22 protein-coding genes are annotated in these 20,657 nt (G+C 66.6%); 1 reads left to right on the top strand and 21 read right to left on the bottom strand.

The features are described from left to right. From PO768_RS21545 to PO768_RS21480, 14 genes are all read right to left on the bottom strand, one after another. Window positions 1–1,031, bottom strand: a 1,031-nt coding sequence (locus PO768_RS21545) for an NAD-dependent epimerase (protein WP_272647689.1), incomplete at its 3' end; no start/stop codon positions are given. 179 nt (window positions 1,032–1,210) lie between these two features. Further along, window positions 1,211–3,085, bottom strand: coding sequence for a polysaccharide biosynthesis protein (locus PO768_RS21540; protein ID WP_272647688.1), 1,875 nt, complete (start codon window positions 3,083–3,085; stop codon window positions 1,211–1,213). A 17-nt stretch (window positions 3,086–3,102) separates the two neighbouring features. Continuing rightward, on the bottom strand, window positions 3,103–3,696 hold the full coding sequence (locus PO768_RS21535; RefSeq protein ID WP_272647691.1) for a sugar transferase: 594 nt from the start codon (window positions 3,694–3,696) through the stop codon (window positions 3,103–3,105). An 18-nt stretch (window positions 3,697–3,714) separates the two neighbouring features. After that, window positions 3,715–4,875: a DegT/DnrJ/EryC1/StrS family aminotransferase gene (locus PO768_RS21530; protein WP_272647687.1), complete on the bottom strand. Its 1,161-nt coding sequence runs from the start codon at window positions 4,873–4,875 to the stop codon at window positions 3,715–3,717. Window positions 4,876–4,893: 18 nt separating this feature from the next. Beyond that, the gene (locus PO768_RS21525; protein ID WP_272647686.1) at window positions 4,894–5,325 is read right to left on the bottom strand and encodes a TA system VapC family ribonuclease toxin; all 432 of its coding nucleotides are present in this window, start codon (window positions 5,323–5,325) and stop codon (window positions 4,894–4,896) included. Beyond that, window positions 5,325–5,576 (bottom strand): CopG family transcriptional regulator, encoded by a 252-nt coding sequence (locus PO768_RS21520; RefSeq protein WP_272647685.1) that lies wholly within the window; start codon window positions 5,574–5,576, stop codon window positions 5,325–5,327. Before PO768_RS21520 ends, PO768_RS21525 begins: the two co-directional genes overlap by 1 nt. Before the next feature lie 57 nt (window positions 5,577–5,633). After that, window positions 5,634–6,344, bottom strand: a complete 711-nt coding sequence (locus PO768_RS21515) for a class I SAM-dependent methyltransferase (protein ID WP_272647684.1) — start codon at window positions 6,342–6,344, stop codon at window positions 5,634–5,636. Beyond that, on the bottom strand, window positions 6,341–7,555 hold the full coding sequence (locus tag PO768_RS21510) for a glycosyltransferase family 4 protein (protein ID WP_272647683.1): 1,215 nt from the start codon (window positions 7,553–7,555) through the stop codon (window positions 6,341–6,343). Before PO768_RS21510 ends, PO768_RS21515 begins: the two co-directional genes overlap by 4 nt. Continuing rightward, window positions 7,552–8,616, bottom strand: a complete 1,065-nt coding sequence (locus PO768_RS21505; RefSeq protein ID WP_272647682.1) for a glycosyltransferase — start codon at window positions 8,614–8,616, stop codon at window positions 7,552–7,554. The genes PO768_RS21510 and PO768_RS21505 overlap by 4 nt, the downstream gene beginning before the upstream one ends. Further along, window positions 8,613–9,182, bottom strand: a complete 570-nt coding sequence (locus PO768_RS21500) for an acyltransferase (protein WP_272647681.1) — start codon at window positions 9,180–9,182, stop codon at window positions 8,613–8,615. The genes PO768_RS21505 and PO768_RS21500 overlap by 4 nt, the downstream gene beginning before the upstream one ends. Further along, on the bottom strand, window positions 9,166–10,392 hold the full coding sequence (locus tag PO768_RS21495) for a lipopolysaccharide biosynthesis protein (RefSeq protein ID WP_272647680.1): 1,227 nt from the start codon (window positions 10,390–10,392) through the stop codon (window positions 9,166–9,168). The genes PO768_RS21500 and PO768_RS21495 overlap by 17 nt, the downstream gene beginning before the upstream one ends. 1 nt (window position 10,393) lies before the next feature. Then, window positions 10,394–11,476 (bottom strand): DegT/DnrJ/EryC1/StrS family aminotransferase, encoded by a 1,083-nt coding sequence (locus PO768_RS21490; protein ID WP_272647690.1) that lies wholly within the window; start codon window positions 11,474–11,476, stop codon window positions 10,394–10,396. 2 nt (window positions 11,477–11,478) lie between these two features. Further along, window positions 11,479–12,057 carry an acyltransferase gene (locus PO768_RS21485; RefSeq protein WP_262971162.1) on the bottom strand — a complete coding sequence of 193 codons (579 nt, stop codon included), beginning with the start codon at window positions 12,055–12,057 and terminating at the stop codon, window positions 11,479–11,481. Window positions 12,058–12,059: 2 nt separating this feature from the next. Beyond that, a complete protein-coding gene (locus PO768_RS21480; protein ID WP_272647679.1) occupies window positions 12,060–13,127 on the bottom strand; it encodes a Gfo/Idh/MocA family protein in 1,068 nt (355 codons plus the stop codon). Between the two features lie 97 nt (window positions 13,128–13,224). Here PO768_RS21480 and lysS point away from each other — a divergent pair, with 97 nt between their 5' ends. Further along, window positions 13,225–14,748, top strand: a complete 1,524-nt coding sequence (lysS, locus tag PO768_RS21475; protein ID WP_272647678.1) for a lysine--tRNA ligase — start codon at window positions 13,225–13,227, stop codon at window positions 14,746–14,748. Window positions 14,749–14,817: 69 nt separating this feature from the next. Here the strand turns inward: lysS and PO768_RS21470 are convergent, their stop codons facing one another. The 7 genes from PO768_RS21470 to PO768_RS21440 form a co-directional block, all read right to left on the bottom strand. Further along, window positions 14,818–15,270 (bottom strand): DUF4148 domain-containing protein, encoded by a 453-nt coding sequence (locus PO768_RS21470; protein WP_272647677.1) that lies wholly within the window; start codon window positions 15,268–15,270, stop codon window positions 14,818–14,820. Between the two features lie 179 nt (window positions 15,271–15,449). Then, window positions 15,450–16,238, bottom strand: coding sequence for an enoyl-CoA hydratase (locus PO768_RS21465; protein ID WP_137943084.1), 789 nt, complete (start codon window positions 16,236–16,238; stop codon window positions 15,450–15,452). Beyond that, complete coding sequence (locus PO768_RS21460) at window positions 16,235–17,302, bottom strand: DUF3108 domain-containing protein (RefSeq protein ID WP_272647676.1); 1,068 nt, start codon at window positions 17,300–17,302, stop codon at window positions 16,235–16,237. The genes PO768_RS21465 and PO768_RS21460 overlap by 4 nt, the downstream gene beginning before the upstream one ends. Continuing rightward, the gene (locus tag PO768_RS21455) at window positions 17,287–19,038 is read right to left on the bottom strand and encodes a M61 family metallopeptidase (RefSeq protein WP_272647675.1); all 1,752 of its coding nucleotides are present in this window, start codon (window positions 19,036–19,038) and stop codon (window positions 17,287–17,289) included. The genes PO768_RS21460 and PO768_RS21455 overlap by 16 nt, the downstream gene beginning before the upstream one ends. Before the next feature lie 4 nt (window positions 19,039–19,042). Next, window positions 19,043–19,504 carry a DUF3429 domain-containing protein gene (locus tag PO768_RS21450; protein WP_272647674.1) on the bottom strand — a complete coding sequence of 154 codons (462 nt, stop codon included), beginning with the start codon at window positions 19,502–19,504 and terminating at the stop codon, window positions 19,043–19,045. 38 nt (window positions 19,505–19,542) lie between these two features. After that, window positions 19,543–20,262, bottom strand: coding sequence for a DsbC family protein (locus PO768_RS21445; RefSeq protein WP_137943088.1), 720 nt, complete (start codon window positions 20,260–20,262; stop codon window positions 19,543–19,545). Window positions 20,263–20,287: 25 nt separating this feature from the next. Beyond that, window positions 20,288–20,657, bottom strand: a 370-nt coding sequence (locus PO768_RS21440) for an FAD-dependent monooxygenase (protein ID WP_272647673.1), incomplete at its 5' end; no start/stop codon positions are given.

Genomic DNA, 20,657 nt, shown 5'->3' with positions numbered 1-20,657 from the left:
TCCTCGACATCGGCATGGGTGGCCGGCACATCGCCGTCCTGCAGCGGCATGAAGTTCTTCACCGCCTCGCGGCCGATGGCCTTCTCGATCGCCTCGACAAAAGCCATCAGCTGGATGGGCGCGTGGTTGCCGATATTGAAGACGCGATACGGCACATTGGAGCGCGCCGGGTCGCTCTTGACGGCGTCGTACTCGGGATCGGCCGTCGCCGGCCGGTCCAGCACCCGCAGCACGCCCTCGGCGATATCGTCGATATAGGTGAAGTCGCGCACCATCTTGCCGTGGTTGAACACGTTGATGGGGCGCCCCTCCAGAACGGCCTTGGTGAACAGGAACAGCGCCATATCGGGGCGGCCCCAGGGCCCGTAGACCGTGAAGAAGCGCAGCCCCGTGGTCGGCAGGCCGNCGTTGATGGGGCGCCCCTCCAGAACGGCCTTGGTGAACAGGAACAGCGCCATATCGGGGCGGCCCCAGGGCCCGTAGACCGTGAAGAAGCGCAGCCCCGTGGTCGGCAGGCCGAACAGATGGCTGTAGGTGTGGGCCATCAGCTCATTGGCCTTCTTGGTGGCCGCATACAGGCTGACCGGATGGTCGACGCTGTGATGCTCCGAGAAAGGCATCAGCGTGTTGCCGCCGTAGACGCTGGAGCTCGACGCATAGGCCAGGTGCTGCACACCGCTGTGGCGGCAGCCCTCCAGGATGTTGGTGAAGCCGACGATATTGCTGTCGATATAGGCGTGCGGATTCTCGATCGAGTAGCGCACGCCGGCCTGGGCGGCCAGATGCACGACGCGGTCGAAGCGCCCCTCGGCGAACAGCTTGGCCATGCCCTCGCGGTCAGCCACATCGAGCTTGACGAACTCGAAGCCCGGCTTGCCCGTCAGCCGCGCCAGCCGGTCGTGCTTGAGTTGCACATCGTAATAGATGTTCAGATTGTCCCGGCCCACGACCTGATCGCCCCGCGCCAGCAGCAGCTGGCTGACATGCATCCCAATAAAGCCGGCGGCGCCGGTGACAAGAACTTTCAACACTGTTCCTTGAAAACGGCTAGGTCAAGGGAGGAGGAGTCGTTCTTAACCCGCTTCTTGCCCAGGGCAACTACCGCAATTGTTTGATAAGTCATAAAACCATCGCGGCAGCCTGACGCCCTCACGAAACAGTTCCTAAGAGGCCCGATATTTCTTCATCAACTCTGCCTCGACACCAAGAGTTAGACCGTTCGATACGCTAGAGGCAATCCGCCCAACAACTCTTTAACAAGTTGATCCGAGCGTGTTGGCTCAAAATCTTGTTGCCTTAACATGCCGATCAACATTTCTTGTGAAACTTGTTGCTCGATCAATCGCGCAATTCGCAAAGCCTTGATCTGCGTCGGTAGGGTCGTGTCCTCATCGGCCAGCAACTCTTCATAGAGTTTTTCGCCAGGCCTCAGACCGCTAAAGCGAATCTCAATGTCCTCAGGCCGCCGCCCGGCGAGTCGGATCATATCGTGAGCCAAGTCGACGATTCGAACCGGCTTGCCCATGTCTAGCACATAGACCTGGCCTGTTTCGCCAATCGCCGCAGCCTGCACCACCAACCTTGCCGCCTCCGGAATCGTCATGAAGTAGCGCGTAATGTCCGGATGCGTCACTGTCACCGGTCCGCCCCTGGCGATCTGCTCCTTGAACTTCGGAATCACGCTGCCGCTCGACCCCAGCACATTGCCAAAGCGCACCGCCATGAACTTGGTGACATGGCCAAGCTTGGTTGATTCAGCCGCCATATGGCTGATCACCAGTTCCGCCGCTCGCTTGGTCGCCCCCATCACATTGGTCGGATTGACAGCCTTGTCGGTGCTGATCAGCACAAAGCGCTCGACGCCATGCTCGGCCGCCGCGAGCGTCGCGTGATAGGGTCCCAGCGTGTTGTTACGCAGACAGGCCCAGGCGTTCTCTTCCTCCATCAACGGCACATGCTTGTACGCCGCCGCATGGAAGACGATCTGCGGCTTGTACTTGCCGAAGACGTAACGCAGATGCTCCAGGTCCTTCACATCTCCGACCAGGCGCACCAGCGGGATGTGCGGGAACTTCTCGGAGAGCTCCTGCTCGATGGTGTAGAGCGCGAACTCGCTGAGTTCGTAGAGCACGATCTTTGAGGGGCCGTAACGCGCCACCTGGCGGCACAGCTCGGAGCCGATCGAGCCGCCGGCACCGGTGACCAGCACTACCTTGCCGTTGATGCACTCGCTGATGCCGCCCTCATCGAGCACTACGGGCTCTCGGCCCAACAAGTCCTCGGGCTCGATATCGCGCAGCTGGTCGACCTTGCTGCCCTGCATCAGTTCGGCGCTGCTGGGCACGGTCAGCACATGGAGGCCGGTGCCACCGGCCAAGTCCAGCGCACGGCGGCGTTTGTCGGGAGCGGCAGAGGGCATCGCGACGATCAGGTGGGTGATGCCGTGCAAGGCCGCGAGGCGGCCGACATCCTCAAGACTGCCCAGCACCGGGATGCCGGCCACGCGCGAGTCGCGCTTGGCGTCATCGTCATCGAGCCAGCCGACCACGACCCAGCCCTGATGCTGGATGCCGGCTACCAGGATGCGGCCGGCCTGCCCGGCGCCCATCACCAGCACTCGGTGCGATTCGACCGAGCTGCCGCTGATGCGGCCGCGCATATGCTCATAAAGCATGCGGTAGCCCAGGCGCATCATCGCCAGGCCGATCAGGCAGAACACCGGATGCAGGGCCAGCACCGCGCGCGGCACCTTGCTCAGCTGGGCCATCAGCACGATCACGGCCGCGATCGCGCCGGCCACCGCGCAGGCCAAGGCCAGGCGCTTGACCTCGCCAAAGCCGCTGAAGCGCCACATGCCCTTGGGCACGCGCAGCGCCCACAGCACCACGGCATAGAGCATCACCAGCCCCAGCAGCACCCAATGGTCATAACTCGGTCGCGCCGAGATCCAGCGCTCGAAGCCGAGACGGAACAGATAGGTGGCCTGCCAGGCCAGCGCGACCACGGCCGCGTCCAGCAGCAGGGACAGGCCCTGGCGGTAGGGGCGGATGCGGGTCAGAAAACCGTCGAGTGACAACCAGAACATCGGATCTTTCTCAAACCTCAGCGCCGCAGCGCAGACAGGGTCGCCAGTATCAGGCGCAGATCGCCGAGCAGCGTGGCTTCGCGCACATAGCGGCTGGAGAGCGTCAGCTTGGCCGGCAGCACCTGCTCGACATAGGCGCGCTCGGGATCCGCGGCTGCCGCCAGCACTGCGCTCTCGTCACGGTACTGCAGCGAGGCCAGGTCGGTGATACCGGGCCGCACGGACAGCAGCAGCTCGCGCATCTCGTCTGGATACAGCGCCACATACTTGGGCACCTCGGGCCGCGGCCCCACCAGGCTCATCGCACCGCGCAGCACATCCCAGAGCTGTGGCAGTTCGTCGAGCTTGGTGCGGCGCAAGATCTGGCCCGCGCGGGTGATGCGTGGATCGGCGCCGACGGTGATCTGCGGGCCGCGCGCCGGCGCATCCACGGCCATCGTGCGGAACTTGTGGATCATGAAGGGCCGGCCGAAACGCCCGACCCGTTGCTGGCGGAACAGCACCGGTCCGCTCGAATCCAGCTTGACCCACAGCGCGATCGCCAGCAAAGGCAGCGCCAGCAGGGTCAGGCCCAGCAAGGACAGCAGGATGTCGACCAGCCGTTTGAGCATCACGATTCAGCCATCAGCTCAGCCCAGCACGATCTCGCGCACTGTGCGTATCACCCGCTGCACATCGGCATCCGTCATCGCCGTGTAGAGCGGGATGCTGACCATGCGCTCAAACGCCTTCTGGGAATGCGAGAACTGTTCGGGCCTCAGGCCGTAGCGCTCGCGCCAATAGGGATGCAGATGCAGCGGGATGTAGTGCACGCTGCAGCCGATGCCGGCGGCATACAGGCGCTCTATGAACACATCGCGCTCCATCTCCAGCTCCTCGCTCAGGCGCAGCACATAGAGATGCCAGGAATGCGTGTCGCCCTCGACGGGCTGGGGCGGCAGGATCAGCGGCAGATCGGCGAAGGCGTCGTTGTAGGCCTGGGCGATCAGCTCGCGGCGCGCCTGGAAGGCCGGGATGCGCTTGAGCTGGTGCAGGCCCAGCGCTGCGGCGATATCGGTCAGGTTGTACTTGAAGCCGGGGGCGACGATCTCGTAGTACCAGCTCGGCACTTTGGCGGTGAAACGGTCGAAGGCATCGCGGTTCATGCCGTGCAGGCGCATCACCTTGGCGCGCTTGGCGAGCTCGGCATTGCGCGTCACCAGCATGCCGCCCTCGCCGGTGGTCATGGTCTTGTTGGCGTAGAAGCTGAATACGGTGGCATCGCTGCCCATCGTGCCGATCAGCTCCTTCTCCAGGGTGGTGGGCAGCGCGTGCGCCGCATCCTCGACGACGCGCAGCCCATGCTTGCGCGCGATGTCCAGGATCGCGATCATGTCCACCGCCAGGCCGGCATAGTGGACCGGGATGATGCAGCGGGTCTTCGGTGTGATCGCGGCCTCGACCAGTTTCGGGTCGATGTTCAACGTCTTCGGATCGATGTCGACCAAGACCACATCGGCACCCAGATAACGCACCACCTCGGCCGTCGCGGTGAAGGTGTGCGTGGTCGTGATGACCTCGTCGCCGGGGCCGATGCCCAGCGCCTCCAACGCCAGATGCAGGCCGGCGGTGGCCGAGTTGACCGCGATGCACTCGATCTGCGGCTCACCGAGAAACTCGGCAAAGGCCTGCTCGAAGCGGCGTGCCTTCGGGCCGGTCGTGACCCAGCCGGAGCGCAGGGTGTCGACCACCTCGGCGATCTCGTCCTCGCCGATCTCGGGCAGGGCGAAGGGCAGAAAGTTATCGCTCATCGTCATATCAATCGCTTCTCAGCTCACAATCAAAAGGTGCTTCTTCTGCGCACCGGGCACCGCTTGAAGGGCAATGCCCTGGTCAAGAGTCACCAGGCGCCCATCCTGCTCGACAGCCAAGGCCAGCAGATACAGATCGGTCACTTGGCGCGAACTCAGCACGCGATTCCAGTTCAGGCGACCCGCATCCAGCAGGCTGAGGCTGTCCGGCCAGAACTGGTGCGCCTCGTGGGCCACGGCCTGGCTCAGGCGCTGGGCCACCAGGGCTGCGGGCTGGCTGTTCGGATAAGCAGGCAAGGACATGATGCGCAAACAGCCGTTCTGCGTCAGCGGGCAGGAAGCCCAGCCTTGTTCCTGATGCTCGGCCAGCCAGCGCGTGGCCACGCCATGGTGCAGATGACCGGCATCCAGCAGGGCCACCAGCATGTTCACATCCAGCAGGGCCCGCATCAGATGCCTTCGGCCTCGCGCAGGGCGTTGACCTGCTCAAGACTCGTCACCACACCGGGCCGGGCCGCAAAGGGCGCAAAGCCTGCAACAGGCTTTGCCACCGTACCACGTGCAGCCGCACTGCCTTCACCCCCGGTCAAAGAAGCGCGTAAAAGGCGCGAAATGACGGCGCCGGCGCTGGCCCCCTCGCGGCGGGCCAGCTCCTTGGCCGCCATCAAAAGGTCGTCGTCAATATCCAGTGTGGTTCGCATCGAGGACTCCATGAAACAAAGTCGACCGCATCTGATGACTTGATGCGATGATGCGAATTATAGGGTGAGAGGTTTCTCGATCACGGCCAGCACATGGGTGCGCAGCCACGGGATGCTGTTGAAAACGCGGTAGGCGCCGGGGTGCAGGCGGCACACGGCCCGCGCCAGCGGCGGCGCCAGCGTGAGCCGCTGCGGTTGCACACGCCCTTGCGGGAACAACTCGCGCACGCGCCGCAGCGGCACGCCGCGCACATCGCGGTTGCGTGGATTGTCGACGATGAAGTCATACCAGAGCACCGCACCGCCCGGTTTGAGCCAGCGCCACATCGCATCCGCCACGCCCTGCTGCACACCGTCGTCCAGGATGGACGAGAACACCGTGGACTGCAGCACCAGATCCTGGCTGCCGGCCGCCAATGGCGCCTGCGAAGCGTCGCCCAGATGCAGGCCCACGGTGGCCGGCAGCAGATGGCGCGCCGCCTCGTAGCGCTCGCTCAGCAGCTCCACACCGCTCAGATGCTCCGGCGCCAGGCCCAGGCGCAGCATCTCCAGCAGATTGCCGCCGGCACCGCAGCCCACCTCCGTCAGCCGCCAGTCGGCCGGCGTGCCGGGGCGCCGCGCCAGCTCGCGCCACAGCGCGCGCTGGCGCTCCTGAAGCATCTGCCAGACCTCGGGGCGCAGCAAGCTGTAGCGGTCCGCCACCTGGCGCCGCGCATAGCGCTCGGCAATGGCGTCGAGTTCGCGCTGCCGCAGTTCCGTGTTGCTCATGCCAGCGCCTCGACAAAGCGCTGTGCCAGGACCGGATAGGTATGGTTGGCCAGCACGAACTCGCGGCCGCGCCGGCCCATTGCCGCACGGGCTTCGGCCGGCAGCGCTGCCAGGCGCCGCACGCCCTCGGCCACCGCCTGCGCGTCCTCCGGCGGCACCGTCAGCCCGGCTCCGGCCTCGGCCACCGGGTCGTTGCCGGCCTCGACCGAGTGCAGCACCGGACGCTGCGCCATCATGTAGTCCATCAGCTTGTTCGGCGCGATGCCAAAGCGATAGATCGGCGTGCGCTGCCAGCCGATGTAGGCGATGTCGAAAGCGGCCAGCAGGCACGGGATCTGCCGCTTGGGGATGGGCTCGAACATCGCCACATTGTCCAGGCCCTCATCGGCCACGCGCTGTTGCAGGCGCTGCTTTTCATGGCCGCCGCCCACCATCACGATGGCGATGGGCTGGCCTTTCAGCAGCTTGGCCGCGTCCAGCAGCACGTCCAGTGCATTGGGCAGGCCATGCGAGCCGGCATAGCCCAGCACCAGGCGCCCGGCGGCACGCTGCACCGCAAGATGGGCGGCCAGCTGCGGATCGAGCGCTTCGCCCTCACCGGTCCACTCGTCCAGCGTGATGCCATTGGGCACGATGTGCAACTTCTTCAGGTCCAGCCCATGGGCGGCCATATGGCCCTGCACCTTGGGCAGCATGGACACGACGACATCGGCATCACGGTAGGCATCGTTCTCGGCCCTCTGACACAGCAGCGCGAACGGATGGCGGGGGCTCATGCCCGACAGCTCGATCGGCGACAGCGGCCACAGATCGTGCACCTCGTAAACGAGCTTGGCACCCGCCTTCTTGGCCACGCGGCGCGCCACCCAGATGTCCATTGGGTAGGTGCTGGAGGCGATCACTGCGTCGGGTTGAAAAGCCTCGGCCAGCGCATCGGCATCGGCCCAGACCTGGCGGCAGAACGAGAAGATATTGCGCACCCGCCCCAGGCCATTGCCCTGGTAGGCCGGCGTCTCGTACCAGCAGTAGGGCACGCCCTCTATCGTCTGCCCGCCGGCCTGCGGCTGGGTGCTGCGCACATGGGAGTGGGAGGCCGCCAGCACCAGCACCTGGTGGCCGGCACGCACCCATTCGCGCGCCAGGTAGAAAGGCCGGTATTCCATGCCGTGTTGCGGCGAGCCGGCGTAATGATTGATCAGCAGCAGCTTCAAGAGGGGAGCTCTTCTTTTTTCAAACGGGACAGAAAACCCTGGACGGCGGGCGCGAACAGGCCATGCCGGGCCACCCAGGCGCGGTTGGCTGCGCCGGCAGCCTCGGGCCTCAGGCCTTGCAGCAAGGCGGGCAGCCGCGTGATCTCAGCGTAGGGCAGGATCACACCACGACTCGCATCGATCAGTTCGTGGTTGGCCGGCAGGTCCGACAGGATGGGCACGCATTCATGCGCCATCGCCTCCAGCACCGAGACCGCCACCGAATCACTCTCCGGCAGGCTCAAGTACCAGCGAGCGCGTGCATAGAACCCGGCCTGTGCCTTGGCCGCCAGGCGACCGACAAATTCGACCCGATCGGCCAAGCCCAGCGTTTTCACCTGCTGTTGCAACACTGACTTCAGCGAGCCCTCATTGGCCACCACCAGCCGCGCCTCGGGCCGCTGCGCCGCCACGGCCGCAAAGGCAGCGATCACCCGCTCCGGCCGGTACAGGGGCTCCAGCCCGCGATTGGCAAAAAACAGCCAGGGCTCCTTGCGCGCGCCCTGCCTGGGCAGGCTCTCCAGGCCGAAAGGGAAAGTCATCACCTCGCGTGCCCCGAGCTCCTTCATCCGCGCCGTCATGTGCTGCGAATCGGAGCTGCACACCGTGCAGGCGCGCAGCACCCGCTGCGTCAGCCAGCGGTAGGCGAAACTCTGCTGCGGCGTGACGAGAATGTCGCTGCCCCAGGCCGAGCCGGCAATGTGCGCGCGCAGCCGCCAACCGCGCTTGGCGGCCCAGGCCAGGGTGCCGTGCGAGGTCAGGTAATGGGCGTTGATCCAGTCGGCATCGATCTTGGACAACCATTGGCCCAGCATCGGCAGCTTCTTCAGCAGCCCGACATTGCCGCCGCCGTGAGCAGGGTCGGTCTGCAGCGCCAGACGACGCTCGGCCGGCAGCAAGGCCTCGAACTCGGGCGTGAAGCCACGCGAGGATGCAGCCCACAGCTCCACGCTGGGGCTCAGCGCCCGCGCCCACTTGAGCAAGTGCGGGCTCTGGCCGTCGCCGATCAGCACCAGCTTCACTGAGGCAGCTCCCCTGCCCAGGCCTGATACTGCGGGGCGAGTTCTGGATGCAAGGCCAGCAGCTTGGCGTCGCTCTCGCGCACATCGCCGATCTGACGCGCCGGTTGGCCGGCCATGATGGCAAAGTCCGGCACCTCGCCGCGCACCTGGCTGTAGGCGCAGATCAACACGCCGCGCCCGATGCGGCTGCCGGCCTCGATCAGGCTGTGTGGGCCGACGAAGCTGTAGGCACCAATGCTGATCGGCGCCTTGATGTAGCCCGGCATCGCACCCTCGTGCGTCGAGTAACTGCGGCCGAGCAAGCGGATCGCCCGGTGCGAGCTGTGCGTGACGATGCTGACGAAGTTGCTGATCTGCACGCCCTCGTCTATCGTCAGGCCGGCCGTCGCGTCGATGAAGTTGAACTGGCCGATGAAGACATGATCGGCCAGCACCAGACCCGCCTCGCCTTCGATACAGCTGCTGGGCGCGATGCGGCTCATGGGCGCGCCGCGCTCGCCGAAGACGATGCGAAAGAACAGCGCGCGCCACAGCCGGCGACGGCAACGATTAAGCCAGGCTCTCATCGGGGAAGGTCTTCCAATTTGCCAGGGCCCAGAAGAAGTAGCTGAAGTAGGCCAGCATAGCGGCCGACACCCCCCAGGCCCCACCGATCAGGCCGCCCAGATGCAAGCCCAGGGCCAGGCCGGCAACGAACAGCACCTGCCCCACCAAAGCCAGGCGCAGCGCCCAGGCCTGGGCGCGCCAGGCCATCGTCGCTACCGACAGCGGGGAGGCAATGAAGTGCAGCGCGATATAGGGCGCCAGCGCCTGGGCCAGCGCGCCGGCGTCGACCCAGCGCTCGCCGAACAGCCAGGTGAACAGCTCAGGCCCCCACCACAACAGCACACCCATCAGCGGCAGGGCCAGGGCGATCAGCACGGCCATGCTGCGCCTGACCACGGCCAGCGCCTCCTGCGGGTCGCGCGCCTGCACCAGCCGCGGGTAGAGCGTCTGCGACAAGGCCCCGCCGATCAGGCCGGCCGGCGCCTTCAGGTAGCGCAAGGCCAGCGCCCAGTAGCCGGCCGCCGCCTCGCCGCTGGCGCTGACAATGATCAGCAGGGCCAGGCTGTCCTGCAAGGCGCCGGCAAAGGCATGCGGCGTGTTGAGCAGCGGGAAGGCGCGATGCTTGGCCGCCATGGCCTTCAGCGCCGGTGCGCGCCAGAGCCCCGCCCATCCCCCTGCGGGCGCAGGGCGCGCCAGCAAGACCGCCGTCGCAAGACCCGCTGCAATAGGCCCCAACACCAGGCCCAGGGCACCAAGTTGCAAGAGCCCGAACAACAGTTGCAGCAGCGCCCCGCCACCATACTGCAGCACGCGCGCTACCGACAGCAGCTCGAAGCGCTCGGCCCGCGTGGCCCACAAAGTCAGCCATTGCGTCGCGCCACCGGCCAGCACGGCCAGCGGCAGCAACCAGGCCAGATCCAGCTCCTGCCATTGCAGCAACACCCAGGCGACCACCACCGATACGGCTGTCACAGCGAGCAGCACGCGGACGCACAAGCCCATCAGTCGCGCGGCCTCGCCCTCGTCGCGCTCCAATGGCAGCGCGAACTCATAGCGCGCGCAACCGACCACAGCCAGATTGGTCGCCACGGCCCACAGCAAGGAAAACTGGCCGAACTCGGTCGGTGAGTAGATGCGCGTCAGCCACGGGCCCAGCAGCAGCGGCAGGGCCTGGGCCAAAGCACCGCCCGCAAGCAGAGTCAGCGTGGACCTCAGCAAGCCACGCGGCATGTCAGTGGGTCAAGGCTTGGCGCAGCGCAGCGATCACCGCATCCTGCTGCGCCTCGCTCAGGTCGGCACTCATCGGCAGACTCATGACCCGCTGGGCGGCGGCCTCGGCGCAAGGGAAATGCAGATCGGGCCGGGCATAGGCCGGCTGGCGATGCAGGGGCTTGGGGTAATGGATGGCGGTCGGAATGCCAGCCTCGCTAAGCCTGCGCTGCACCTCGGGCCTGTTGTTGAGCTGCAGCGTGAACTGGGCCCAGACGCAATCGCGGTCCTCGCGCACGGCCAGCCGCTGGACCGGCAGATCAGCCAACAAGTCTTGATAGCGTGCGCCGATCTTCAACCGCTGCGCGATCTCCCAGTCGAAGCGCTCCAGCTTGGCCAGCACCACCGCGCACTGGATGGTGTCCATGCGGCCGCCGACACCGACCCGGGTGTGGGTGTAGCGCGCACTCTGGCCATGGACGCGGATCTCGCGCGCAGCCTGCGCCAGCACATCGTCGTCGGTGAACAGCGCGCCGCCGTCGCCATAGCAACCCAGCGGCTTGCTGGGGAAGAAGCTGGTGGCACCAAAGGTGGACAGGCCGCAGCTCTTGCGGCCCTTGTAGCTCGCGCCAAAGCTCTGCGCGGCATCCTCGATCACCGGGATGCCAGCGGCGGCCGCCTTGATGTCGTCGATGTCGCAAACCTGGCCATACAGACTCACCGGCATGATGGCCCGCGTCCTCGGCGTGATCGCCGCCTTGATCAGGCGCGCGTCGATATTGCAAGTGTCGGGCTCGATGTCCACATAGACAGGCACCGCACCCAGCAGCGCAATCACCTCGACCGTCGCGGCAAAGGTGAACGGGGTGGTGATGACCTCGTCACCGGGCTTGAGGTCCAGCACCATCAGTGCGATCAAGAGGGCCTCGGTACCGCTGGAGACGGTGATGCAGTGCTTGACGCCCACATATGCGGCCAGCTTGTCTTCCAGCTCCTTGACCTCGGGGCCCATGATGTACTGGCCATGGTCCAGTACCCGCTGGATGCGGGCATCGATGCTGGTCTTGAGCGCCGCGTACTGGGCTTTCAGGTCGATGAAGGGCAGGCTCAAGGGATCAGCTCCACGGTTTGTTCATCACTCGCCAGGCGATAGCGCTCACCCGTTGCGGGGCAGACAGCCTGACCGGCCGCGTCGAAGCGCAGGCGCTCGCCATGCCGGCTCATCCAACCTATGCGTCGCGCCGGCACACCCACCATCAGCGCGAAATCGGCCACGTCCTTCTGCACCACGGCACCGGCGCCGACAAAGGCGTAGCGGCCTATCGTCGCGCCGCAGACGATGGTGCAGTTCGCGCCCAAGGTTGCGCCGCGCTTGACCAGCGTCTTGCGGTACTCGTTCTTGCGCGCGACCGCGGCACGCGGGTTGTAGACATTGGTGAACACCATGCTAGGGCCGCAGAACACATCGTCCTCCAAGGTCACCGCGTCATAGACCGAGACATTGTTCTGGATGCGGACGTTGTCGCCGATGCTCACATCATTGCCGACATAGACGCCCTGCCCAAGCGAGCAGCCCGCGCCGATGCGTGCGCCGGGGCTCACATGGGCAAAGTGCCAGACCTTGCTGCCCTCGCCCAGCTGTGCGCCCTCGTCAACGATGGCCGACTCGTGTTTCCAGTAAGCCATCTTCAAAACACCAAGGGCAAACCGACGCGCTGGCCATCGCGCGCCGAGCGGTAGGCCGCGATCAGGATCTCCAGCGAGCGCAAGCCCTCGTAACCGTCGACCTCGGCGCTGGCCTCGCCGCGCAGGGTCTTGATGACGTTGTCGTAGTAGAGCGGGTGGCCGGGGCCGTAGACGCTGCCCCCGTCACCAAGTGCATAGCTCGCGGTCTTGACCGCCTCGTCCTCGGGCCGCTGGTCGGCGAAGGCCCAATGCTCGATCTTGTTGACCGCGGTGCCGCCGATCTTGACCGAACCTTTCTCGCCAAGAATGGTGATCGAGCCCTCCAGATTCTGCGGGTAAGTCAGCATCGTCACGTTGATCGAGCCCAGGCCACCATGGCGCAGCCGCACGCTCATCACGCCGGTGTCCTCGGCCTCGATATCGCGGTCCAGGGTGGCGGTGTAGGCGTGGACGCTGTCGACCGGGCCGACCAGCCAGTCCAGCAGGTCGACATAGTGGCTGGCCTGGTTCATGAACGCGCCGCCGTCCAGATCCCAGCGGCCGCGCCAGGGCGCGGCGTCGTAATAGCTCTGCGGCCGGGTCCAGAACACATTGACCGTGCTCAGAAAGATGCGGCCAAAGCGGCCTTGCTCAATCGCCTGCTTGACCAGTTGCACCGTGGCGTTGAGCCGGTTCTGCTTGACGACAAACAGCTTGACGCCGGCGTCGCGGCAGGCGCGCACCATCGCCATGCCCTCGTCGAACTTGGTGGCCATCGGCTTCTCGCTGAGCACATGACGGCCGGCGCGGGCCACGGCCATCGCCTGCTGCGGGTGCAGGCCGCTGGGCGTGGCCAGCACGACGATGTCGGCGTCCGATCTCGCCAGCAAGGCGTCCAGCGACCCGAATCCGGCCGCACCGGTGGCGGCCACTGCGGCCTCCAGCGCTTCGGGGCGGGTGTCGCAGACCGCGACGATCTCGGCGCGTTGCGCATGCTTGGCCAAGGCCTCGATATGGTTCTTGGCGATGCGGCCACAGCCCACCAGGGCAAAGCGGATCTTGCGGTCGAGGATGGGCAGGCTGGGCGGCATGGAGGGCCAGAATCGGGCGAAGTCAGGCAAAAACAGGATTCTACGGGGGGCGCTCCCGCGCAAGCCCTAAAATCGCAGCAAATTCAACGAGTTGACGATGACCCAGCACACCCCCGCCACGCCGCATACCGCGCCCGCCGCTGCCGACGAAAACCAGCTGATCACCGAGCGCCGCGAGAAGCTCGCCGCCATCCGTGCCAAGACTGCGGTCCCCTTCCCCAACGATTTCAAACCCCAGCACCGCGCGCTGCCGCTCTCGGCTCAGTACGGCGAGTTGGACAACGAGGCGCTGGAGCCGCAGGCCGTGGCCGTCAGCGTCGCCGGCCGGCTGATGCTCAAGCGTGTGATGGGCAAGGCCAGCTTCGGCACGCTGCAGGACGCCACCGGTCGCATCCAGCTCTTCGTCACCAAGGACGGCATCGGTGAGGAGGCCTACGCCGACTTCAAGCACCTGGACATGGGCGACATCGTCGGCGCCGAGGGCACCCTGTTCAAGACCAAGACCGGTGAGCTGTCGGTGCGCGTCACGACGCTGCGCCTGCTGACCAAGAGCCTGCGCCCGCTGCCCGACAAGTTCCACGGCATGGCCGACCAGGAGCAAAAGTACCGCCAGCGCTATGTCGACCTGATCACCGACGAGGCCGCGCGCACCCGTTTCGTCGCCCGCTCCAAGGCGGTGTCATCGATCCGCAGCTTCATGGTGGACAACGGCTTTCTGGAGGTCGAGACGCCGATGCTGCACCCGATCCCCGGCGGCGCCAATGCCAAGCCCTTCATCACCCATCACAACGCGCTGGACCAGGAGATGTTCCTGCGAATCGCGCCCGAGCTGTATCTGAAGCGCCTGGTGGTGGGCGGTTTCGAGCGCGTGTTCGAGATCAACCGCAACTTCCGCAACGAAGGCATCTCGGTGCGGCATAACCCCGAGTTCACGATGATGGAGTTCTATGCGGCCTACTGGACGCATCATGATCTGATGGACTTCACCGAGAACGTGCTGCGCCATGCGGCCATCGCCGCCACCGGCAGCGCCGCGATCAGCTATGCCGGCAAGCCGGTCGCGCTGGACGAGCCCTTCGCCCGCCTCTCGGTTCGCGACTCGCTGATCGCCCATGCCGGCCTCACGGCGAGCCAAGCCGACGATGCCGAGGTGCTGCGCGCCGAGCTGAAAAAGCACGGCGAGGAAGCCCCCAAGCACTGGAAGCTGCCCGAGCTGCAGTTCGGCATGTTCGAGGCCGTGGTCGAAGAAAAGCTCTGGCAGCCGACCTTCATCATCGACTATCCGGTCGAGGTATCGCCGCTGGCCCGCGCCTCCGACACCAACCCGGCGATCACCGAGCGCTTCGAGCTCTTCATCACCGGCCGCGAGTACGCCAACGGCTTCTCCGAGCTGAACGACGCCGAAGACCAGGCCGCCCGCTTCCAGGCCCAGGTCGCCAACAAGGACGCCGGCGACGAGGAAGCGATGTTCTTCGATGCCGACTTCATCCGCGCGCTCGAGTACGGCATGCCCCCGACCGGCGGCTGCGGCATCGGCATCGACCGGCTGATGATGCTGATCACCGACAGCCCCAGCATCCGCGACATCATCCTCTTCCCTGCGCTGCGCCGCGAAGCCTGAACCCAGGCCAGATGAACGACAGAAGGCGGCCCGCGGGCCGCCTTCTTCTTGGCCGAAGCCGTTTTTTGCTTACTGGGCGCTCTTGGGCTGACCCGCCAGCTGCTGGGCAGCCGACTTGGCCGGGGTCAGTGCGATCAGCTGGGCGTAGCTGGGGTTGTTGCTGTTCAGCAGGTCCAGCTCGCCGCTGGCGCGGGCGCGCTCGAGTTCGGCCAGCACCTGGGCGCGGGTCGTCGTCGAGGCGGTCGCCTTGATGGCGACGCCGGACTCGCTGTTCAGGCCGTCGAGCTCACCGGCCTGGCGAGCGCGTTGCAGCTCGGCCACGACGGCGCTGCGGCTGGTCGTCGAAGCAGTGTTGATGGTGCTGCGGCCGAAGACATCGGGGTTCTCGCTGTTCTGGGCGACCAGTTCGCCGGCATTGCGGGCGCGCACCAGCTCGGCGACGACTTCTTCACGGCTCAGGCCATTGGCCATCGCGGCACCGGCGGTCAACAGGGTCAGGGCAATTGCGGTCAGCTTCTTCATGATGAGTTCCTTTACGGTTGTTGGAGAACACCGCCGACCTTGTGTGTCGATCCGCCGTGTCCATGGATGCAACTGTAAAACTCACCACTCGGTAAAAAAACTAGGCCAGCATGAATGGACCGTTCAAGAAATAAGAAGAATCCATGACAGGGTTAGCCCTGATCCGTCAGTTTGTGCGATCAGCGGTGCTTGAACGCCGGTTTGCGCTTGTTGATGAAGGCGTCCATGCCCTCGCGCTGGTCCTCGGTGCCGAACAGCGCGTGGAAATAGCGGCGCTCCACATTGACGCCGTCGATCAGCGGGCCCTGGTAGGCCAGGTTCACCAGCTCCTTGATCAGGGCCAGCGAGGGCGCGCTGAAGCCGTTGATCTGCTCGGCTGCGGCCAGCGCCTCCTCCAGCAGCTTGTCCGCCGCAACGACGCGCGACACCAGGCCGCCGCGTTCGGCCTCGGCCGCGTCCATCATGCGGGCGGTCAGCAGCATGTCCATGGCCTTGCTCTTGCCGACCGCGCGCGGCAGGCGTTGCGTGCCGCCGGCGCCGGGGATGATGCCCAGCTTGATCTCGGGCTGGCCGAACTTGGCCGTGTCGGCGGCGATGATGAAGTCGCACATCATCGCCAGCTCGCAGCCGCCGCCTAAAGCGAAGCCGGCCACCGCCGCGATCACCGGCTTTCTGACCTGCAGAATGGTTTCCCAGTTCTTCGAGATCAGGCCGCTCTTGAAAGCGCTCATGAAATTGTGCGGGGCCATCGTCGGAATGTCGGCGCCGGCCGCGAAGGCGCGCTCCGAGCCGGTCAGCACGATGCAGCCGATGCTGTCATCGGCATCGAATGCCAGCAGGGCCTGGCCCAGTTCGTCCATCAGCTGGTCGTTCAGCGCATTGAGCTGCTTGGGGCGGTTCAGGGTGATCAGGCCGGTCTTGCGTTCGCCCTCGCCCTGCACTGCGGTCAGGATGCATTCATAAGTCATTCGGGTCTCCGTGGGTCTTGTGGCTCGATGGGCGCAACTATAGGGTCAGGCGCGGCCTGCAGCGGTGGGGCCTTCAGCATCAGGTCGAGATGGCTGCCGTCGTCCTGGCGTATCAGCAGCCGCACCGGCAGGTACTGCAGGCCCGGCGCCAGCCAGACCTCGGCCTTCAGGTCCTGGACACGGCCCTCCCCGTGGTCGAACAGCGGCCGCAGATGCCAGGCGCTCAGCGGCCCCATCGGCGTGTGCAGCTCCTCCTCGCCGATCACCTCGTAGCGCCAGCGGTAGAGCCGGCGCGGCAGGGCCAGCGGCATCTCGACGATCAGGCCCGGTCGCAGCGTTTCGCGCCCGGTCAGGAACAGCCAGGTCAGATGCACGAACTGGCTGGCCGCATCCTGGACGCCAGGCGGCTGCGGCTGCGGCTTGCCATCGGCCAGCCGCAAGACCTGGCCCTCGAAGGCGATGGCGCTACGCCGCGCCTCGCGCAGCAGCATCTTCGTGTCCTCGTCATAGCGCTGGGGCGCAATGCCCAGCGGCGTCAGCAGGCCGTCGCTGCTCATGCGGCGCGTGATCAGCGGCGCGAAACGGGCGCCGACCAGCACATCGAGGTGCACCTGGTAACGCCGACCCTGGCGCAGCCATTGCACCTGGGCCTCCCCCTCCAGCGGCCCGCGGAAGTTGCCTTGCAGGCGGTAGCTGAGCTGGGTGGACAACGGCCACTCCGGGCCGGGCTCGGCCGGCTCGTCCGGCGCGGGCTCTGCTGCAGCGGGCAACTCGGCCGGCGCCGACAACTCTGCCAGTTCCTCCAGCACGGGAATCTCGGGCAGCGGCGCCAGCAGGCGAGTGTGCAACGGCCCGGGTCTGAACCTGGGCATCGGCGCCGGCGCGGCCAGACGCTTGGGCGGCGCCCGCTCGACCAGTTCGCGGACGAAAGCCGCCGCCAGCCGTGGCGGCGGCGCTTCGTTTGACAGCCGCAGCTGCAGCGTGCGTCCCAGCCAGCCATGCGCCAGCAGCACCAGCAGCACGATCAGGGCCAGCAGACCCCGGCGCCTCAGCTGCCCAGCCATGCCCGGCGCAGGCCGAGAGCGCGCGCCGGGGCTTTCTCGGCGGGGCTCAGCCGCACCGGCGCCCCGGCCTGCGCTTCCAAGGGCAGACACAGGTTCAGGCTCAGCACCCGCTGGTCGCGCGCCACCAGCAGCGCCATCTGGCTCAGGCGCTCGGGCGCCAAGGTCTGCAGCGCCTCGTCGAGCTTGCGCAAGCGCCAGCTGTTGCAGGCCAGGATCTCATCACCGGCCGCCAGGCCGCCGGCCAGCGCCGCCGAGCCCTGCAGCACCTGCTTGACACGGATGCCGTCCGTCTCGCTGACACGCAGGCCCAGGCGCTGGGCCAGGCTCGCCTTGTCGCTGCACCAGCGCACCCCGACGCGCTCCAGCAGCGCCGGCAGCGGCAGATCCTCGGTGCCATGCACCCACCGCCGCAACTCCTCGGCCAGCGCCGCACCGCCGGCCTCTGCGACCACGGCCAGAATATCGGCCTCGCTGATCGGCCCGCCGCCGCTGCGCTGCCACAGCTGGCGCATGACCTCATCGAGACTGGCGCTGCGGGACGCCCCCTGGGATTGGCTGCGCAGACTCAGGTCCAGCGCCAGCGCCAGCAGCGCGCCCTTGGCGTAATAGCTGACGGTGGAGTTGGGCGTGTTCTCGTCCTGGCGGTAGTAGCGGATCCAGGCATCGAAGCTGGCCTGGGCCAGGCTTTGCTGCTTGCGCCCGGGCACGGCCAGCACCGCGCTGATGGTGGCGCTGAGCAGCTTCAGATAGCGGGCCTCGTCGATCAGGCCGCAGCGGCGCAGCATCAGATCGTCGTAGTAGGAGGTGAAGCCCTCGAAGAACCACAGCAGCTCGGTGTAGTTCTCCTGGCTGTAGTCGAAGCTGGCGAAAGTATCGGGGCGCAGGCGCTTGACGTTCCAGGTGTGGAAGTACTCGTGACTGATCAGGCCCAGCAGGCGCAGATAGCCATCCGACACCTCCTGCTGCCCCAGCACCGGCAGATCGCGGCGCGCGGCGATCAGCGCGGTGCTGGCCCGGTGTTCGAGCCCGCCATAGCCCTCGTCCACCGCATTGAGCAGGAAGACATAGCGCCCGAACGGCGGCACGGCGCCGCGCCGCTCGCCGTGCCAGAGGGCGATCTGCGCCTCGCAGATGCGTTGCGCATCCGCCAGCAGCCGCGTGCCGTCGAACACCGGCAGCGCGCCGCTGACCACCAGCTGATGCGGCACGCCGGCGGCGCTGAACTCGCCGCGCCAGAAGCGCCCCAGCTCGACGGGATGGTCGATCAGCTCGTCGTAGTCGGCCGCCTGATAGCTCAAGGCGCCGGTGGCCGTCATCGACGTGGCGACCTGCCAGCCCTCGGGCAGCCCCGCCAGCTCGATGCCGTGGCTCTGGGCCTCCTTGCCATGGGCGCGCAGGCACAGGCTGGCGCCATTGAAGAAGCCCCGTTGCGCGTCCAGAAAGGCGGCCCGCACCGAGCTGTCGAAGGCATAGACCTGGTAGCTGACGACCAGCGCGCCGCGGCCGCTGCAGCGCGCCTCCCAGCTGCATTTGCTGGTCTGGCGCAAGGCCACCGCGCGGCTGCCCTGGCGCGCCTGCAGGCCGCCGAGGTGGCGCGAAAACTCGCGCACCATATAGCTGCCCGGTATCCAGACCGGCAGGCTCAGCGCCTGCGTTTCGGCCGGGGCCGGAATCGTCAGCGTGAGCTGGAACAGATGCGCATGGGCATCGGCGATCTCGATCTTGTAATTGATCATCCGCTCAGCTGCCCGCAGCACCCAGGAAGCAGCACAGGCCGGCGATCGCACTGAGGCGGAATCGCAAGGTCAGCCAGGCACCGGCGCCCAGGGCCGGGTAGCAGCGCCGGTCGACCAGATAGCAGACCACCAGCATCACCCCGTGCACGACCAGGCCCGCATAGGCCGGCATCACCACCGCCACCCAGGCCAGCAGCGAGGGCACGACGCCCCAGATAAATGGCTGCGGCGACGGGATCTGCTGCCTAAAACCCAGGCCCCAGTGAATGCCGCCCAGAAAGGACACGATCACGGCGGCATAGGCCGACAGCCCCAGCGCCGCGAAGGCATGGGCGTCGGCATTGAAGCCGGCCAGCAGCCAGACCAGGGCGGCGCCCAGCACAAAGGGGATAAGCCCGGCATAGGCCAGGCGCTGGGCCAGCGGGTTCAGGGGCAAGGGGGGGCTGGCGCTCGCGGCAGCAGGCATGCGTCGCTCCGAAATGGCGAAAGAGTCAGGAAAGAGGGTCAGGACTTGCTGGCTGCCAGGCGGCGCTCCAGCTGCTCGGCGCTGATCGCGCCCGGGGCGCGGCTGCCGTCCTCGAAGATCACGGCCGGCGTGCCGTTGACCTGGTGCTTGCGTGCCAGCGCCAGATTGCGCTCGATGGCGGCGTCGTCGCAGCTGGCTGCGGGCTTGGGCGGCGTCTTGCCCTCCAACATCCAGGCCATCCAGGTCGCGGTGCTGTCCTTGGCGCACCAGATCGCGCGCGACTTGTCCGGCGAATCGCCGCCCAGGATGGGGATCAGGAAGGTGTAGACGGTGATGTCCTTGACGTCCTGCAGGCTGCGCTCGAAGCGCTTGCAATAGCCGCAGTTCGGATCGGCGAAGACGGCGATGCGGCGCTTGCCATTGCCGCTCTTCCAGACCACCGCGTCCTTCAGCGGCAGCGCGGCAAAATCGATCTGGTTGAGCTTGTCGACCCGTTCGGCGGTCAGATTGCGGGCCGGGCGCGACTTCACATCGATCAGCTCACCCTCGATCAGATAGCTGCCGGTCGGGTCGGTGTAGCGGATCTCGTTGCCGATGCGGATCTCCCACAGGCCAGGAAACGCGGCGGCGCGCACCTCGTCGATCTTGGGCAGATTGGGCAGGCGCTCGGTCAGGTTCTTGCGGATCACCGCCTCATTGGCCTGGGCCAGCGGCGCACACAGCAGCAGGGCCAGGCCCAGCGATTTCATCTTCAGCATCGGGACATCCTCGATTCAATGTGATTCACAGACCCAGCGCGCGCGAGGTCAGCCAGCGCTTGACGGGTGGCAGCCGGTTCAGCAGGCCCATGCCCTGGTTGCGCAGTCCGCGCAGGGCCGGGGCATCGCTGGCAAAAACGCGCAGCAGTCCATCGGTCAGCTCGCCCATGGCCCAGGTCGGCGCGGCCCGCTCGCGCGCATAGCGGCGCAGCAGGCGCTCGTCGGACACGGCTCGCCAGCTTTCGCGCTGCCTCAGTACCCGGGCCAGCGCTGCGACATCGGCCAGGCCCAGATTCAAGCCCTGGCCGGCCAGCGGGTGGACCAGATGGGCGGCGTCACCCAGCAGCACCCAGCCGGGCCCGCTGACCGCCTCGGCCCGCGCCAGCGCCAGCGGC

The sequence above is a fragment of the Paucibacter sp. XJ19-41 genome (assembly GCF_028462495.1).
GTDB lineage: Bacteria > Pseudomonadota > Gammaproteobacteria > Burkholderiales > Burkholderiaceae_C > Roseateles_E.
This window is presented reverse-complemented; position numbering and strand designations above follow the sequence as displayed.